This is a genomic window from Hamadaea sp. (genome assembly GCF_013362815.1).
In the GTDB taxonomy this organism is placed as follows: Bacteria; Actinomycetota; Actinomycetes; order Mycobacteriales; family Micromonosporaceae; genus Hamadaea.
On sequence record NZ_JABFVK010000019.1, the window covers coordinates 40548 to 55719 of the forward strand.

Consider the following 15172-nt stretch of genomic DNA (forward strand, 5'->3'; position numbering starts at 1 on the left):
GACCAGTGACCGCCGTGCGCCGGACGGTCGACGCCGTCTGGAAACTCGAGTCGGCCCGGATCATCGCCGGGCTGACCCGGCTCGTCCGGGACGTCGGCCTCGCCGAGGAGTTCGCCCAAGACGCCCTGGTCGCGGCGTTGGAGCAGTGGCCGAGTGCCGGGGTGCCCGACAACCCCGGCGCTTGGCTCATGACGATCGCCAAGCGCCGGGCGATCGACCACATTCGACGGTCGCAGTTGCTCGACCGCAAGCGCGAGGAACTGGCCCGCGACCTTGATGAACAACCGGACCGGGAGCCCGACGACGTCCTGCGGCTGATGTTCGTCAGCTGCCACCCGGTGCTGCCCACCGCCGCCCGGGTGGCGTTGACGCTGCGGCTCATCGGCGGCCTGACGGCGGCCGAGATCGGCCGGGCCTTCCTCACCACCGAGGCGCGGATCACCCAGCGGATCGCGGCGGCCAAACAGACCCTGGCCGAGCAGCGCGTCCCGTTCGAGCTGCCGGCCGGTCCGGAGCTGGCCGCGCGGCTGTCGTCCGTCCTCGAAGTGATCTACCTCGTCTTCAACGAGGGATACGCCGCCAGCGCCGGTGCCGACCTGATCCGGGCCGACCTGTGTCTGGAAGCCCTACGCCTGGGGCGTCAGCTCGCCGAGCTGGCCCCGGACGAGCCGGAGGTCCACGGGCTCGTGGCGTTGATGGAGATCCAGGCGTCGCGCAGCGCTGCTCGTACCGGTCCGTCGGGCGAGCCCGTCCAACTGCACGAGCAGAATCGCGCGCGCTGGGATCAGCTGCTCATCCGGCGCGGCTTCACCGCGATGCTGCGGGCTCGCGATCTCGGCCGCCCGCCCGGCCCGTACGTCCTGCAAGCAGCGATCGCCGTCTGCCACGCGCAGGCCCGGACGGCGGCGGAGACCGACTGGACGCAGATCGCGGCGCTCTATGGGGCGTTGGCGAGGCAGCTGCCGACCCCGGTCGTCCAGCTCAATCGGGCGGTGGCGGTGGGCCTGGCGGCCGGTCCGCAGGCCGGACTGGACCTCGTCGACTCGCTCCTGAGCGATCCGGTGCTGCAGAACTACCACCTGCTGCCCGGCGTACGCGGAGACCTGCTGGCCAAGCTCGATCGGCCGGCCGAGGCGCGCCGGGAGTTCGAGCGCGCCGCCGAGTTGGCTGCAAACTCCGCCGAACGCGACTTCCTGCGTCGCCGCGCCGCACAGCTTCCCGCTGAGCCGATCGGGCGGACGCTCGGCCAGGTCGCCGGGGAGTTCTTGCGCCGCGACGACTTGGATGCGCAAACCCTCCGGTCGTACGCCCAAACGCTGAAACGGCTGCGCCTGACGCTCGGTGAGAACCTGCCACTGGCAGAGGTGACCCCGGATCGGATCGCGCAGACCTTCGCGACGGCTTGGGGCAGTGCGGCTGCGCGTACGTGGAACCGGCATCGGTCGGCCGTCCGGTCTTTCGGCGCGTTCGCCGACCTTCCGGATCTCGCCGGTACGCTCGACCGCCGAACCGAGCCGTCGACCACCCGCCCAACGGTCGACCTGGCCGAGCTCTGGGCTCGCGACCTGCCCCTCCGGGAACGCGTCCTCTGGCGGCTGCTGGCCGACTCGGCGGCCGGGCCAGGCAGCGTACTGGGTTTGAACGTCGAGGATCTCGATCTCGCCGAGCGCCGGGCGTGGACCGGCACGACCTGGATCACCTGGCGATCGGAGACCGCCCCGCTGCTGACCGAGTTGGTCGCAGGCCGGGAGCGGGGACCGGTGTTCCTCGCCGACCGGCGGCGCGGCCCGGGCCGGCCTCCGATGGCGGCCGACGTCTGCCCGCATACCGGTCGGACGAGGTTGTCCTACGAACGGGCCGAGTACCTGTTCAAGCAGGCCACCGGCCACACCCTGAGCGCACTCCGCCCCCGCTGAACGCGCGCCGACCCCCCGTTGATCATGAACCTAAGGTCCGGCTCCGGGTCGGAGTGGAACCTTAGGTTCATGATCAACGGAACGGGGGCAACGGGGGCAACGGGGGGGGTTAGGTGGCGGAGCAGGTGAGCACGGGGGGTGCGTTGGTGGCCCCGGAGTTCGCGAGGAACCCGAAGGTCGTGCCGGCACCGGCGCCCAGCGCCCCGTTCCAGCTGGTGTTGGTAACCGTCGTCACCGCGCCGGCGGTAGTCGCAGTGCCGTTCCACGCACTGGTCACGACTTGGCCGTTGGGCCAGGTCATGGTCACCTTCCAGGAGCTGATGGCCGAACCGCCCGCGGTGACGGCCACCTGACCTTGGAAGCCCCCGGACCACTGGTTCACCACGGAGTACGCCGTCGAGCAGGACTTGGTCCCGTTCGAAGCGGACGAGGACGGCGACGATGACGGCGACGATGACGGCGACGAAGAGGGTGACGAAGACGGCGAGGACGACGCCGACGTGGACGGTGACGGCGAAGAACCGCCGAAGTTCACATCAGCGCAGAAGTAGTAGGACTGGTCGAGGTGGCTGGCCTGCCAAATCGTGTAGACGATGTGCCGCCCCGAACGCCCGGGGGCGCTCGCGCCGATCAGGGTCGACCAGCCACCGGCCGACTCCGTGGTCCACTGCCCGACCGGCCGGTTGCCGATCTGGCCGACGAGTTCGAGATCGGACCACTTCAAGGCTTGCGTGATCGGGTTGAAGCCCTGCTTGGTCACGTACACGTAGACGTAGTCGGCACCGTGGCCGGCCTGGTCGTAGAGCTTGACGTTGAACGTGTTGGCGATGGACTGGGCTTTCCAATCACCGACCGTGTCCATTGCGTTGTACCGGCCGCTCGACGTGTGCCCGGCGCTGCACAGCTGGCCGTCCGGGATGGCGGCTTGATGGTTGCCCGCGACGCCCTCACGGAACAGGCCGTTCCAGTTCCACATGGCGTTCGGGTCGTACTGCCATGCCTGCCAGCACATCGGGTCCTCGGTGGCCATCACCGGGTCCTGGAACCGCGAGCCCCAGCGGGACCAGCAGCTGTAGTTGCGGGAGGCGGGGTCGACGGTGGTGCCATGGGCGTCAGCGACCTTGGCGAGGTTGGTGGTCAGGAGCACGACTGCGACGGCGGCGACGATCGCCAGGGATAAGGCGATGGACAGCCACCGCCGGTAGGTAGGGGCGGTCATGCGATGACTCCTTGTCCGTGGAGTGCCCGGCGCGACACTTGGGCGAGTGGGAGCTGCGACCACTTCGGTCGCGCCCGACGCCGGGCGTATTCATCTATGGGAAACGATTCAACCGTCCGCCGCCCGTTTTGGGAAGAGGTGGCGGGACTGAGGCACACTACGAGGGTGAACGACCTGGATGCGGTGGCTGCGCTGCACGACCCGGTGCGCCGGGCGCTCTACGAGTTCGTCGCCGCCTCGGGTCGCGACGTCGGGCGCAACGAGGCAGCCGAAGGGGTCGGCGTCTCGCGTACTCTGGCCGCGTTTCACCTGGACAAACTCGCCGAGGTCGGGCTTCTGGAGACCGGCTTCGCGCGCCTTTCCGCCACCCGGCCCGGTCCGGGCGCAGGGCGACCGGCCAAGGTCTACCGCCGTGGGCGTACAAGTCGATATGTCGCGGTGCCGGAGCGCGACTTCCGAGAGCTGGCGTCGCTGCTCGCGGAGGTGGTCGGGGACCTGGACGCCGCCGACGGCGCGATCGCCGCGGCGGCTCGCGCGGGCAAGAAGCTGCACGAGCCTGGTGGGTGGCTGGCCACGCTGCGTGACCGCGGCTACGAGCCCTATCGCCAAGATGATGTGGTACGCCTTAGGAACTGCCCGTTTCAGCAGGTCGCCGACGAGCAGCCGCTGCTGGTCTGTTCGATGAATCTGGCGCTGTGTCAAGGCATCGCGGGCGACGACGCGACCGCGGAACTGGACCCGAAGCCAGGGGAGTGCTGCGTCTCGTTCTCTAAAAATAAGAATCGTTGACATAGAAGCGCCCGGTCGGCCATGCTCATGCCATGCATCTCGCCCAACTGAACGTCGCGCGTCTCCTCGCCCCGATCGACGCGCCTGAGCTGGCCGAGTTCGTCGCTTTGCTGGAGCCGATCAACGCGGTGGCCGACGCCGCGCCCGGATTCGTGTGGCGGCTCAAGGAATCGGAGACCGATCCGACCCTCACCTACCAGCACGATTTCGGCGACGAACTGCTGATCAACATGTCGGTGTGGCAGACGCGCGACGATCTCTGGAACTACGTCTATCGGACTCGGCACCTTGGTGTGCTGCAACGGCGGCGGGAATGGTTCCAGCGGACGCTGGAAATCGCCAGCGTGATGTGGTGGATTCCGGAAGGGCACCTCCCGACGGCTGCGGAGGGGATGGCCCGGCTCGCGGCTCTCCGTGACCGGGGAGCCGGGCCGGAAGCCTTCACCTTCAAGGAGTTCCACGAGCCGGTGTCTATTTAGGAGACTGGCCGCCAGTCGTGCGGCGGGTCCTCGCCGACCCGCCCGTCGACGGCCTCGCGCAACAGGTCGGCGTGGCCGGTGTGGCGGCCGTACTCCTCGACCAGGTCGCACAGCAGACGGCGGAGGCTCATCTTGCGCCCGTCCGGCCAGCCGGTGTGCACGAGCTGGTCGAGACCCCCGTCCTTCAGCGCCTCGGCCAACTTCACCCGCGCGCGTTCGACCGCCCCGTCCCAGTACGCGTAAAGCACTTCGGGGGCGTCGTCAGCGGCCGACGAGAACTCCCAGTCGTTGCTGCCGTCCCAGCCCAATGCGGTCCACGGCCCGCTGATCGGCTCGCCGGTGAGCTTGACGGTGAACGTGTAGTCCTCCTGGGCGGCGAGGTGCTTCAGCAGCCCGCCCAGGGTCAGGTCGGACTTGCCGATCTTGGCGGTCAGCCCGGCGGAGTCGAGGCCGTCGGCCTTGAACCGGAAGGTCCATCGCATCCGGTCCAGTGCGCCGACCAGGTGTTCGGCCTCGGTCCCGGCCACCGGCGGCTCCCACGGAGGATCAGTTCTCTCAGTCATGCGACCCAAGGTAGCGGCTATTCCCGACATCCTTTGTCGGGTACGTCTTCTATTGTTGCCGGATGGAATTGGAGTTCAGCGGCGAGATCTTCCACTGGCGTGGGCCGGCCCCGCACCACTTCGTCACCGTGCCGGACGAGGAGTGCCAGGAGATCCAGGACGTGGCCGCCCGGCTCACCTACGGCTGGGGCGTCATCCCGGTTGGCGTACGCGTCGGCCGGACCGAGTGGACGACGTCGTTGTTTCCGAAGAACGGCCGGTACCTGGTGCCGTTGCGGGCCGACGTCCGGCGGGCCGAAAAGCTGGAGCTCGGTGACACCGTGACGATTAAGCTGACCCTCGATGCCGACTGAATCCCCCGTACGCCGGGCCGCTGTCTCGGACGCGGCCGTCGTCGCCGTCCTGCTCGACGACTTCAACCGCGAGTTCGACAGCCCGACGCCTGGCCCGGACTGGCTGACTGCCCGCCTGACCGTGTTGCTCGCCGGGGACGACCTCGTCGTGTTGCTCGCCGGAGAACCCGCGGCCGGACTCGCCGCGATCTCGTTCCGGCCCGGCATCTGGTGGGACGGCCCGGCGGCCTTGCTCGACGAGCTCTATGTACGCCCGGAGCTGCGCAATCAGCGGCTCGGCCACGCGCTGTTGGAGGCCGCGTGCGACCTGGCCGCCCAGCGGGGCGCGGAGTATCTGGAGGTCAATGTGGACGGCGTGGACACCGACGCCCGGCGGTTCTACGAGGCACACGGGTTCAGCCACACCGAACCGGGCCAGTCCGAACCGATGTACTTCTACTACCGGGAACTGGCTCCGTAGTAGGCCGCTGCTGCCTTGATCTCGGCGGCGATCCTATCCCGGACGGACGGCGGGGCGAGCACCTCGACCGCCGAACCGAAGCTGAGCAGCCCCTCGACAGCCCACCACTCTTCGTCGAAGGGCACCGTCAGCTCGACCGGCTCGGTGGTCGCCACCGGGACCTTGTGCTGGCCGCGTACGGGAATCATGCGGCGCAGGCGCGGCAGCGCCCGCGGCGCGGCGCGCAGCGTCACCTCGACCTCGACGTGTTCGGCCTCCAACTCGGCTCGGGCTTCGGCCCACGCCTTGGCCAGGTCGAAGTCGGCGGGCCGGCTTGCCGCATCGGCGAGGATCTCGACCGAACGCACCCGCGAAACCCGATAAGTGCGGCGTACGCCGTCGCGCAGCGCCACGAGATACCAGTCACCCGCCGCCAAGACCAGGCCCAACGGGTCGACGACGCGATGCGACGGCTTGCCGTCCCGGACGTACTCCAGGCGTACCTTGCGATCGCGCCAGGCCGCCTCGGCGAGCTGAGTCAAGCAGGGAACCGGCTCCGGAGTGCCGAAGAACCGCACCGGGTCGAGATGGAACCGTTCCGCCGTATGCCCCGCCCGTTGCCGGGCGTCACCGGTCAGACTCGCCCACACCTTGATCCGCGCGCCTTCGAGCAGTTCACCGAGGCCCAACTGCTCGGCCGGACCGGCGAGCCCGAGGAAGGCCAGCGCGCCCGCCTCGTCCAGGCCCATCCCGGTGAGCCTCGTCCGATAGCCGCCGTCCAGGCGGTAGCCCCCGGCCGGACCGCGCGTCGAGCGTACGGGGACGCCGGCGGCGGCCAGCGCCTCCACGTCCCGCTGGACCGTACGCTCACTGACCTCCAGCAGGCCGGCCAGGTCCTGACCGGTGGCCTGTCCGCGTACCTGGAGGTGCAGGAGCAGGGTCATCATCCGGGAGGCGCGCATGCTCCCATCATCTCGCGGGCTTCTGTCGGTGGGTGCTGCGAGACTCCGGGGTATGACTGTCCTTGAATCCGCCCGTGCGTTCCTCGACCGGGAAGGGCGGCTGGTCGAACGCCGTCTCGCCGCCGTCCTGCTCGACGGCGAGGACCCGGCCGGAGTCGTGGCCGCCGTCGAGGCGTACCGCAACGCGGACGGCGGCTTCGGACACGGCTTCGAACCCGACAAACGCTGCCCGGCCAGCCTGCCGATCGATGTCGAGTGCGCCCTCGACGTCCTGGTCGTCGCGGGAGCGCCCGCGCCCGGCTGGGTGGGCTCGGCCGGTGACTGGCTCGCCTCGGTCGCGACCCCCGAAGGCGCGGTGCCGCTGGCCTTCCCGGTCATCGAGCGCTATCCCCGCGCCGACCACTGGTCCCACTGGACCTACGCACCCGGCCTCAACCCGACCGCGGGTCTGACCGGACGGCTGCACCACCTCGGCGTGGTCCATCCGTGGCTCGACCGGGCCACCGAGTGGACGTTCAGCCGGCTCGAATCCGAGTTCACCGAAGACGCGCACGCGCTGAGCGAAGTGCTCGTCTTCCTCGCCGCCGCACCGGATCGAGCCCGCGCCGATGCCCTTGCTACGCAGGTCGAGGGCTGGCTGGCCAGGCTGCAATGGTTCCGGGCCGACCCGGACGACGCCGGCTACGGGTTGACGCCGTTGCACTTCGCGCCGACGCCGGACAGCCCGTGGCGGGCGTTGTTCACCGACGCCGCCATCGACGGGCACCTCGACCGCCTCGCCCGGGACCAGCAGACCGACGGCGGCTGGCCGATCACCTGGGAGCCGCCGAGTCAGGCCTCCACTTTGGAGTGGCGCGGCATCGAGACGCTCCGCGCTCTGCGCGTGCTTCGGGCGTACGACCGCCTCTGACCAGTTCCGTAAACGCAGCGGCGCCGCCCACCTGTGGACGGCGCCGCTATTCGGTAATGCTCAGATGTTGTTGTCCCACCCTCGCTTGATCGCACCGGCCGGCTGCGGGGAGCCGACGCGCAGCACGTCCCACCGGCGCGCGGGCTCCTCCGAAGACTTCAGAGTCACCTGGTCGCCGACGCGGACGCGCGGCTCCACCCAGCAGGTGAGGTAGCGAGAGTCCGACCGAAGATCGACTTGAACCAGCATCGTCATGCCGATCAAGGTAGGCGATGGCCGCTGCCTCGTCATCCGACTTTCGCGCGACCCCGCTTTCGCGCATGCGGTGGCAGCGCGCGCACGACGCAAGATCGTCGGCTTCCGACGATCAGTGCACGAAAAGGCCCACGAATGTCGGCTTCCGACGATCAAGGAAGCGCGAACCGCCAAGAATGTCGGAAGCCGACGATCTTGCGTACGGGGCGGGGCAGCGCGCCCGGTGGGAAGCGGGGCGGAGTGCGTCGGCGGAGTCCTTTCGCGCCGCGGGGGTGGCACTGGGCTGGGAAGATCGAGGGGTGGGGGATTCCTACGCCGTCACGGCCGAGTTCTACGACCTGTTGCAGGCCGACGAGTTCCGCCGGCTCGCGGAGCGGCTGATCCGGCGCTGGCTGGGGACGCCGGAGGTCGGCGTACTGGATGTCGGCGCGGGAACCGGGCTGGCCACTGCGTTGCTGGCGGAGCAGGCCGGGGTCGTCGTGCACGCCGTCGAGCCCGCCGGGGCCATGCGGGCCGTTCTGCTCAGCCGGTTGGCCGGGCAGCCCCACTTGCTCAACAGAGTCCGGGTCCATGCTGTCGGCGTACAACATGTCGGCTTGAAGGCGGTGGCTGATTTCGCGTGGTGCGTTAACACGATGGCGTGCCTGGACCCGCTGGAGCGGGCCGAGGGGCTGGCGGCGATGCGTGCGGCGCTGGTGCTCGGCGGGCGGCTGGTCGTGCAGCGGCCGCCGCACCGGCTGGAGCCGCCCTGGGAGCTGCCGTCGCGACGACTCGGCGATGATCTTTACACCGGGCAGGTGACCTGCGCGGACGCTGGACCGGGCAAGGCGCTGTGGCGGTTCGTCTATCGGGTGACCCGCGACGATCATGTCGTACGCGAGGCGCGTGAGAGCTTTGAGGTGCACCTCGCCGAGCCGTGGGCGTTCGCCGATGAGTTGCGCGCGGCCGGATTCGACCCCATCGCGCAGGACGAGAAGGAGATCGTGGTCGCGCTCGCCCGGCGCTAGATACCCGCTACTCGGCTACGACGTTCGAGGAGCAGCACGTCGCGCCAGCCGTGGTCGCCGTGCCGCCCGACTCGCTCGCGCGTGCCGATCACCCGGAAGCCGGTGCGTTCGTGCAACCGCAGGCTGGCGGTGTTCTCGGGGAAGACGCCGGACTGGATGGTCCAGATCCCGGCCGCCTCGGTGGACACGAACAGCGCCCTGAGCAGCGCCACCCCGACGCCTTTGCCCCGTACGCCGGGATCGACGTAGACGGAGTGCTCTACGACCCCGGCGTACACCGGGCGGGGAGACACGGCGGAGACGGCGACCCAGCCGACCACGCGGCCGTCCAGCTCAGCCACGTGCCGGTGTCCGGGCAGCCGCCCGGTGTTGAACTTCTCCCAGGACGGCGCGTCGATCTCGAAACTGGCCTGCCCAGTGTCCAGCCCCGCCTGGTAGATGCGCAGGACGTCGTCGGCGTCGGCCTCCGTCATGGCCCGGATGCTCACCTCACCCATGATCATTAACTTGCCGTGTGCGCGGTCGCGCTGTCAACGCGTTTGGCGGAAGGATCACCGGGTAGTCTCGAAACGTGCCGTCTGCTCAGCGGAAGTTGGCGCCGTATCGCCGGAAGCGGGACTTCGCGAAGACTCCGGAACCGTCGGGTTCGTCGCGCAGGCGTGACCGCTCGGCCGGCCTACGGTTCGTCGTGCAGCGGCATCGCGCTCGCAATCTGCACTACGACTTCCGGCTGGAGATCGACGGCGTCGGCGTGAGCTGGGCCGTCCCCAAGGGACCGACGCAGGACCCGGGCGTACGCCGGGCGGCCTTCCACGTCGAGGATCACCCGTTGGAGTACTTCGACTTCGAGGGCGTCATCCCGCGTGGGGAGTACGGCGGCGGTGACGTCATCGTCTGGGACGCCGGCATCTGGGAGCCCGCCAAGGAGGAGGACCCGGGGCGCGCTGTGGCCGACGGAGAGCTGCACGTCGACCTCCACGGCGAGAAGCTGCACGGCCTGTTCGTCCTGGTACGCACGAAGACCGACGCCTCCGGCAAGGAGCAGTGGCTGCTCCTGAAGAAGCGGGACGACGACGCAGTCGAGGGCTGGAATCCCGAAGACCACCCGGAGTCCGTCCGCTCTGGACGGACGAACGATCAGGTCAAGGCCGATCCGGATCGAGTGTGGCGATCCGGTGAACCGGCCGCCCGGGCGGCGGTGTCGTTGAAGGCTTCGCCCGTGTCCTCCGACGAACTGGCCGCGCTGGATGCGCTGGGCAGCGGCGGCCAGTGGGACGTCTTCGGGCGTACGCTCAAAGTCACGAACTTGGACAAGGTCCTGTTCCCCGCGTTGGGCCGGCAGAAGCCGGTGACGAAGCGGGATCTGCTGCGCTACGCCGCCGAGATCGCCCCGACCGTGTTGCCCTACCTGACCCGGCGGGCGATGAACCTGCATCGCTATCCCAACGGCGCGGACAGCAAAGGCTTCTGGCACAAGCAATTGCCCGACCACGCGCCGGAATGGCTGCCGCGCTGGGACAATCCCGACGCCGATCCGGGCGAGACCACCACCTACTTGGTGGTGGACGAAGCGGCCGCACTGGTCTGGGCGGCCAACTACGGCGGGCTCGAATGGCACCCCTGGACCTCCCGCGTCGACAAGCCCGATCGCCCCACGTACGCCCTCATCGACCTCGACCCCGGTGAGAAGACGAAGTGGGCCGACCTCGTCATGCTGGCCAAGCTCCACCGCGACGCGCTCGAGCATCTCGGCGTGAGCGCCCGCCCGAAGCTCAGCGGACGCCGGGGCATCCAGATCTGGGTGCCGATCCGGACCGGCCCGACCTTCGACGACACCCGGGCCTGGGTGGAGAAGCTCTCGAAGACCGTCGGCGCGCTCGTGCCCGACCTGGTCAGCTTCAAATGGCAGAAGGACGAGCGGGCCGGGTTCGCCCGGCTCGACTACACCCAGAACGCGATCAACAAGACGCTCGTCGCGCCGTACAGCCCACGCCCGGCGGCGGGAGCGCCCGTGTCTACCCCGATCGACTGGGACGAACTGGACGACAAGCAGCTGCGGCCGGACAAATTCACCATTCGTACGCTTCCGAAGCGGCTGGCCGAGCGGGGTGACCTGTTCGCCGAGGTGCTCGACGTCAAGCAGAAGCTGCCTGTGTTCCGCTGACCGGCTTGACGTACCGGTGGCAGGGGACCGACAGCGTGCCGCTCGCGGCCTCCGCCTGATAGGTGAACATGCCGTCGTCGGTCCAGCCGCAGCGCTCGTAGAAACGGCGCGCCCGGTGATTGCCGTCCACCACGGCGAGCCAGGCCTGGCCGTGGCCGCCCGCGGCCACCTGCCGCTCGGCTTCGGCCAGCAGGTTCGCCGCGACTCCGCCGCCGCGGTGGTCCGAGGCGACGTAGACCTGTTCGACCTCGTCGCCGACGACCATCACGAACCCGGCGATCTGCTCGGATTCACTCACCGCCACCGTCGTCTGCAGCACTCGTTCGGCCGCGCGCTGCCGGAACGATTCTGGAGTGCGTACGGCGACGAGGTCGTCGGGGACGTTGCCCAGGTGGCCGTCGGCCCACCCCTTGGTCCAGATCTCCGCCACCGCGGCGGCGTCCTCGGCTCGGGCGGGTCGGATCGCGTACGCCGGCATCGGCCGACCATAACAAGGAATGTCAGGGGTGGCCGGTAGCTTCGGCCGGGTGAGCGCGCCTGGTGACGTCCCGGAGGAGATCCTGGTCCGGCTGCGAGCCGTCTGCCTCGCCTTGCCCGAGGCCTACGAGGAGCCCGCCTGGATCGGCGTCCGATGGCGGATCCGGCAGCGGACCGTCGCGCACGCGTACATCCGGGATCCGGGGGACGAGTGCGTCATGACCTTCCGGGCACCGGGCGAGGAGATCATCGCTTTGGTCCAGAGTGGACACGTCTTCGAGCGCGCCGATTGGGGCGACAACGTCGTACGCATGACGTTCACCGACGACGTCGACTGGGCCGAGGTCGCCGAGCTGCTCACCGAGAGTTACCTGATCCAGGCGCCGAAGCGGCTCGCCGCCCTGGTCGACCGGCCCCCGCTGCCCTGACGATTACGCCGGGCGAGCCTGGGAAAGGGTGGCGCATGGACACCATCGCCACCCTCGCCCATGACCTCGACGTCACCACTGAAGACGTTCAGGCGTACGTGCAGGAACTGATCCGCCGCGACGGCGAGCAGGCCGTCATCGCGGCGAAACGCGATCTGGCCACCGAGACCGCGTTGACCGACGCCGCCGCCCACCAGGTACGCGTCCAGCTCACCCACTGACGGCTCGGCGCTCCAGCGCTCTTGCAAGCTCGTCGGGTTCCGACGATCTGTGCACGATTCGGCCCACGATTGTCGGCTTCCGACGATCATGGGGGCCAGGAGCGCCACGATTGTCGGCTTCCGACGATCATGGAGGGCTCGGCGCGAGGGCCGCACGGCGCGGACCTTGATCGTGTGCCCCTGGTCAGCGTTGAGAGCCCGTTTTCGTTGATCAAGTGCCCGCTATCAGCGCTGAGAACTCGTTTTCCGCTGACCACGGGCACTCGATCTACGAAACGGGCCGCAGATCGCAGATGCAGGGCACTTGATCACGATGACGGCCGTTTCCGGTCGCCGAGGATCGCTCGATCTCCACCGTTCCGCGCTCCTGCAAGATCGTCGTTGGGCAAGAGTGTCGCGTTATCCGGCATAAGGCGGCTATTCGAGCGCGGTATACCGCGTTATCCGGCGTACTGTGATGATCTTGCCAACTGAGCGGCTAGAGGTCGGTGGACAGCGCGACGTGCTTCCACTGCTCCAGTTCGCGCCGAACCAGGTCGAGTTTCGCCTCGATCCGGGCGATCGAGTCCTGGCCGAGCTGAAGGCGCAGCGGCGGCGTTTCCACCTCGGTGATGTCGAGGATGGCGTTCGCCGCCTTGACCGGGTCGCCTGCCTGCTTCCCGTCGTTGGTGCCCATGCTCTGCCGGACCGCTCCCGCGCCCGCTTCGTAGTCGGGGATCGTCGCAGGCTCGGTGCGCAGGCTCGCCGGGTTCAGGAAGTCGGTGCGGAAGCCGCCCGGTTCCACGATCGTCACGCGTACGCCGAGCGGGGCGAGCTCGCCGTGCAGCGCCTCGGAGAGCCCTTCGACAGCGAACTTCGTCGCACCGTAGAGCCCGACGCCGGGGGCGGTGGCGAAGCCGCCGACCGAGCTGAGGTTCAGGACGTGCCCCGAGCGCTGCGCCCGCAACACCGGCAGGGTGGCCTTGAGAGTGTTGATCACACCGAACACGTTGACGTCGAACAGGTCGCGGGCGGCCGCGTCGGAGACCTCTTCGACCGCGCCGACCAGGCCGTACCCGGCGTTGTTGACGACGACGTCGATCCGCCCGAAGCGCTCGACGGTGGCGTCGGCGGCGGCCTGCAACTGAACCGGGTCGGTGACATCGGCCGTCAGCGCGAGCAGATTCGCCGGCTCCTCGGGATAGGCCTTGCTGACGGCGGCGGCGTCGCGCGCCGTCGCGGCGACCTGGTGACCCCGCTCGAGGGCGGCCCGGACGATCTCGGCGCCCAGCCCACGGGAGGCGCCGGTGACGAAGAAGACTTTGCTCATGTCCCGAAGGTAGAAGCTAGAGTCGGCTCTAGATCAAGCCGGGAAACCACCGATGTGACAGGGGTCGCCATGGATCTGACCATCGGCGAGGTCGCCGAGCGCAGCGGGCTCAGCGTCCACGCGCTGCGCTTCTACGAGAAGGAGGGGTTGTTCGCCAACCCCGTACGCCGTACGGCAACGGGTCGCCGGCTCTACCACGAAGAAGACGTGGAATGGCTCGCCGTATGCACGAAGCTGCGTTCGTCGGGGATGTCGCTGGCGGTGATCCGGCAGTACGTCGAGCTGGCCCGGCAGGGTTCGGGCAACGAGAAGGAGCGGTTGAGTCTTCTGCGCGCGCATGAGGAGCACGTGCTGGACCAGATTCGGGAGCTGAACGAGTGCCTGGCCGTCATCCGGTACAAGGTCGGCATCTACGAGGGCGCCCTCGAACGCGGTGAAGCGAACGAACTGTGGAATCCGTCCCACGCCGAACCGGCCGAGCTGGCCGGCACGGACGAGGACTGCCACCGCGCCGCGGCGTGATTCCGGCCTCGTTGATCGTCGGCTTCCGACGTTCTTGGCGGAGATCAACGGAGAAAATGTGGGGCTATGGCACCGCGAATCTTCCGCTGATCATGGAACTCGGATGATTTCGGCAACGGCGAACCCCCGCCTCCACCCTCTTCCAGAAGGCTGATTTCCGCAGGCTGGGGGCGGGGTCGGGGGCAACGATGAGGGGGGCGGGCGGCGGCAAGAGCCGGCTAGAACCAGCCGCGCCAGAACTGGAAGAGCTGGTAGCCGTAGTAGATGCCGTTGACCGGCGTACCGGAGCTCTCGGTGATCCAGAAGGTCAGGTCGCCGAAGCTGTCGCGTACCCAGGGCAGGTAGAGCAGCAGGAACACGATGACCAGCCCGAACGGGCGGATCTTGCGGCCGATCTCCTGTACGCGTTCGGGTAGGTAATGCTCGATCATCCCGTAGCCGTCGAGGCCCGGGATCGGCAGCAGGTTCAGCGCAGCGCTCGCGACCTGCAAGTACGCCAGGAGCGTCAGCCCGGCCCAGAAGGCGGCATGCGGCTCGCCGAGGTCGTAGATGCCGGTGGGGCCGAACTGCGCGGTGACGAAGAGGAGGACGGCCGCGAAGACGATGTTCACCGCCGGTCCGGCCATGGAGACCAGGGCGTCGCGATGGCGGCTGCGCAGCCGTTCCGACTCCACCAGTACTGCACCGCCCGGCAACGGCAGGCCACCGGTTAGCAGGGCGAACAGCGGCAACACGAAGGTCAGCAGGGGATGGCCGTATTTCAGCGGGTTCAGCCGCAGGTAGCCCTTCTCGGCGATGGTGTCGTCGCCGCCCCGGTGCGCCACCAGGGCGTGGGCGTACTCGTGCAGGCAGAGGCTGACGAGCCAGCCCGCCAGGATGAAGACGAAGACGGCTGCCTGACTCGGGACGACGCCCGACCACATCGCCCAGCCGCTGGCCCCGGCGAGCGCCACCAGCAGCAGGAACAGCCAGGAGATCCCGGCACGCCGCCGCCGGGGCGGGCGGGGCAGCCGCCGGAGCGCCTTGCGCCGGTCCCGGGCCACCTCCGCCTCGATCGCACGGGCGCGTTCGTTCCAGCCTCCCTCGGCGGCCAGCCGCTGGAGCGGATCGTCGAGTGGGTCGAGGTAGTCCTCCCCGGCGTCGGTCACGAGGCGTGAGG

General features: G+C 69.0%; 19 protein-coding genes. 11 read left to right on the forward strand and 8 right to left on the reverse strand.

Annotation, left to right across the window (positions count from 1 at the left end; all coding sequences use genetic code 11):
* The first annotated feature begins 5 nt into the window (after nucleotides 1–5).
* The gene (locus tag HOV77_RS34765) at nucleotides 6–1916 is read left to right on the forward strand and encodes a sigma-70 family RNA polymerase sigma factor (RefSeq protein WP_363260064.1); all 1911 of its coding nucleotides are present in this window, start codon (nucleotides 6–8) and stop codon (nucleotides 1914–1916) included.
* 109 nt (nucleotides 1917–2025) lie between these two features.
* Here HOV77_RS34765 and HOV77_RS11675 read toward each other — a convergent pair whose 3' ends face one another.
* Nucleotides 2026–3135, reverse strand: coding sequence for a lytic polysaccharide monooxygenase (locus HOV77_RS11675; RefSeq protein ID WP_290861278.1), 1110 nt, complete (start codon nucleotides 3133–3135; stop codon nucleotides 2026–2028).
* A 165-nt stretch (nucleotides 3136–3300) separates the two neighbouring features.
* Between HOV77_RS11675 and HOV77_RS11680 the strand changes: the two genes are divergently transcribed.
* Entirely contained in the window at nucleotides 3301–3924 is a 624-nt protein-coding gene (locus HOV77_RS11680; protein WP_290861280.1) for a transcriptional regulator, read from the forward strand.
* A 32-nt stretch (nucleotides 3925–3956) separates the two neighbouring features.
* Nucleotides 3957–4403: a DUF3291 domain-containing protein gene (locus HOV77_RS11685; protein ID WP_290861282.1), complete on the forward strand. Its 447-nt coding sequence runs from the start codon at nucleotides 3957–3959 to the stop codon at nucleotides 4401–4403.
* Here the strand turns inward: HOV77_RS11685 and HOV77_RS11690 are convergent.
* Entirely contained in the window at nucleotides 4400–4966 is a 567-nt protein-coding gene (locus HOV77_RS11690; RefSeq protein WP_290861284.1) for a DUF664 domain-containing protein, read from the reverse strand. The two genes, HOV77_RS11685 and HOV77_RS11690, sit on opposite strands and share 4 nt — an antisense overlap.
* A 62-nt stretch (nucleotides 4967–5028) precedes the next feature.
* On the opposite strand from HOV77_RS11690, the gene HOV77_RS11695 reads away from it, so the two are divergent.
* Nucleotides 5029–5319, forward strand: a complete 291-nt coding sequence (locus HOV77_RS11695) for a DUF1905 domain-containing protein (RefSeq protein ID WP_290861286.1) — start codon at nucleotides 5029–5031, stop codon at nucleotides 5317–5319.
* Nucleotides 5309–5779: a GNAT family N-acetyltransferase gene (locus HOV77_RS11700; RefSeq protein ID WP_290861288.1), complete on the forward strand. Its 471-nt coding sequence runs from the start codon at nucleotides 5309–5311 to the stop codon at nucleotides 5777–5779. Before HOV77_RS11695 ends, HOV77_RS11700 begins: the two co-directional genes overlap by 11 nt.
* On the opposite strand, the gene HOV77_RS11705 is transcribed toward HOV77_RS11700, so the two are convergent.
* Complete coding sequence (locus HOV77_RS11705) at nucleotides 5758–6720, reverse strand: WYL domain-containing protein (protein ID WP_290861290.1); 963 nt, start codon at nucleotides 6718–6720, stop codon at nucleotides 5758–5760. The genes HOV77_RS11700 and HOV77_RS11705 overlap by 22 nt on opposite strands.
* A 52-nt stretch (nucleotides 6721–6772) precedes the next feature.
* On the opposite strand from HOV77_RS11705, the gene HOV77_RS11710 reads away from it, so the two are divergent.
* Nucleotides 6773–7630, forward strand: a complete 858-nt coding sequence (locus HOV77_RS11710) for a hypothetical protein (RefSeq protein ID WP_290861292.1) — start codon at nucleotides 6773–6775, stop codon at nucleotides 7628–7630.
* Nucleotides 7631–7690: 60 nt separating this feature from the next.
* Here the strand turns inward: HOV77_RS11710 and HOV77_RS11715 are convergent, their stop codons facing one another.
* The gene (locus tag HOV77_RS11715; protein ID WP_290861294.1) at nucleotides 7691–7885 is read right to left on the reverse strand and encodes a hypothetical protein; all 195 of its coding nucleotides are present in this window, start codon (nucleotides 7883–7885) and stop codon (nucleotides 7691–7693) included.
* Nucleotides 7886–8184: 299 nt separating this feature from the next.
* Here HOV77_RS11715 and HOV77_RS11720 point away from each other — a divergent pair, with 299 nt between their 5' ends.
* Entirely contained in the window at nucleotides 8185–8892 is a 708-nt protein-coding gene (locus tag HOV77_RS11720; RefSeq protein WP_290861296.1) for a class I SAM-dependent methyltransferase, read from the forward strand.
* Here the strand turns inward: HOV77_RS11720 and HOV77_RS11725 are convergent.
* Nucleotides 8889–9389 (reverse strand): GNAT family N-acetyltransferase, encoded by a 501-nt coding sequence (locus HOV77_RS11725; RefSeq protein ID WP_290861298.1) that lies wholly within the window; start codon nucleotides 9387–9389, stop codon nucleotides 8889–8891. The genes HOV77_RS11720 and HOV77_RS11725 overlap by 4 nt on opposite strands.
* A gap of 74 nt (nucleotides 9390–9463) precedes the next feature.
* Between HOV77_RS11725 and ligD the strand changes: the two genes are divergently transcribed.
* Nucleotides 9464–11056, forward strand: a complete 1593-nt coding sequence (ligD, locus tag HOV77_RS11730; RefSeq protein WP_290861300.1) for a non-homologous end-joining DNA ligase — start codon at nucleotides 9464–9466, stop codon at nucleotides 11054–11056.
* Here ligD and HOV77_RS11735 read toward each other — a convergent pair.
* Nucleotides 11028–11534: a GNAT family N-acetyltransferase gene (locus HOV77_RS11735; protein ID WP_290861302.1), complete on the reverse strand. Its 507-nt coding sequence runs from the start codon at nucleotides 11532–11534 to the stop codon at nucleotides 11028–11030. The genes ligD and HOV77_RS11735 overlap by 29 nt on opposite strands.
* 49 nt (nucleotides 11535–11583) lie before the next feature.
* On the opposite strand from HOV77_RS11735, the gene HOV77_RS11740 reads away from it, so the two are divergent.
* Together HOV77_RS11740 and HOV77_RS11745 are read left to right on the forward strand one after the other, a co-directional pair.
* Entirely contained in the window at nucleotides 11584–11961 is a 378-nt protein-coding gene (locus HOV77_RS11740) for an MmcQ/YjbR family DNA-binding protein (protein ID WP_290861304.1), read from the forward strand.
* Between the two features lie 35 nt (nucleotides 11962–11996).
* Nucleotides 11997–12182: a hypothetical protein gene (locus HOV77_RS11745; protein WP_290861306.1), complete on the forward strand. Its 186-nt coding sequence runs from the start codon at nucleotides 11997–11999 to the stop codon at nucleotides 12180–12182.
* Nucleotides 12183–12660: 478 nt separating this feature from the next.
* Here the strand turns inward: HOV77_RS11745 and HOV77_RS11750 are convergent, their stop codons facing one another.
* On the reverse strand, nucleotides 12661–13491 hold the full coding sequence (locus tag HOV77_RS11750; RefSeq protein WP_290861308.1) for an oxidoreductase: 831 nt from the start codon (nucleotides 13489–13491) through the stop codon (nucleotides 12661–12663).
* Between the two features lie 69 nt (nucleotides 13492–13560).
* Between HOV77_RS11750 and HOV77_RS11755 the strand changes: the two genes are divergently transcribed.
* A complete protein-coding gene (locus tag HOV77_RS11755) occupies nucleotides 13561–14013 on the forward strand; it encodes a MerR family transcriptional regulator (RefSeq protein WP_290861310.1) in 453 nt (150 codons plus the stop codon).
* A gap of 218 nt (nucleotides 14014–14231) precedes the next feature.
* On the opposite strand, the gene HOV77_RS11760 is transcribed toward HOV77_RS11755, so the two are convergent.
* Nucleotides 14232–15161, reverse strand: coding sequence for a site-2 protease family protein (locus HOV77_RS11760; RefSeq protein WP_290861312.1), 930 nt, complete (start codon nucleotides 15159–15161; stop codon nucleotides 14232–14234).
* Nucleotides 15162–15172 lie beyond the last annotated feature (11 nt).

Bases quoted from the DNA above. Each gene is read 5' to 3' on its own strand.
- HOV77_RS11690 (WP_290861284.1), bottom strand. From the start codon at position 4,966: ATGACTGAGAGAACTGATCCTCCGTGGGAGCCGCCGGTGGCCGGGACC.
- HOV77_RS11685 (WP_290861282.1), top strand. From the start codon at position 3,957: ATGCATCTCGCCCAACTGAACGTCGCGCGTCTCCTCGCCCCGATCGAC.
- HOV77_RS11710 (WP_290861292.1), top strand. From the start codon at position 6,773: ATGACTGTCCTTGAATCCGCCCGTGCGTTCCTCGACCGGGAAGGGCGG.
- HOV77_RS11695 (WP_290861286.1), top strand. From the start codon at position 5,029: ATGGAATTGGAGTTCAGCGGCGAGATCTTCCACTGGCGTGGGCCGGCC.
- HOV77_RS11745 (WP_290861306.1), top strand. From the start codon at position 11,997: ATGGACACCATCGCCACCCTCGCCCATGACCTCGACGTCACCACTGAA.
- HOV77_RS11735 (WP_290861302.1), bottom strand. From the start codon at position 11,534: ATGCCGGCGTACGCGATCCGACCCGCCCGAGCCGAGGACGCCGCCGCG.
- HOV77_RS11675 (WP_290861278.1), bottom strand. From the start codon at position 3,135: ATGACCGCCCCTACCTACCGGCGGTGGCTGTCCATCGCCTTATCCCTG.
- HOV77_RS11705 (WP_290861290.1), bottom strand. From the start codon at position 6,720: ATGCGCGCCTCCCGGATGATGACCCTGCTCCTGCACCTCCAGGTACGC.
- HOV77_RS11725 (WP_290861298.1), bottom strand. From the start codon at position 9,389: ATGGGTGAGGTGAGCATCCGGGCCATGACGGAGGCCGACGCCGACGAC.
- HOV77_RS11750 (WP_290861308.1), bottom strand. From the start codon at position 13,491: ATGAGCAAAGTCTTCTTCGTCACCGGCGCCTCCCGTGGGCTGGGCGCC.
- HOV77_RS11715 (WP_290861294.1), bottom strand. From the start codon at position 7,885: ATGACGATGCTGGTTCAAGTCGATCTTCGGTCGGACTCTCGCTACCTC.
- HOV77_RS11755 (WP_290861310.1), top strand. From the start codon at position 13,561: ATGGATCTGACCATCGGCGAGGTCGCCGAGCGCAGCGGGCTCAGCGTC.
- HOV77_RS11700 (WP_290861288.1), top strand. From the start codon at position 5,309: ATGCCGACTGAATCCCCCGTACGCCGGGCCGCTGTCTCGGACGCGGCC.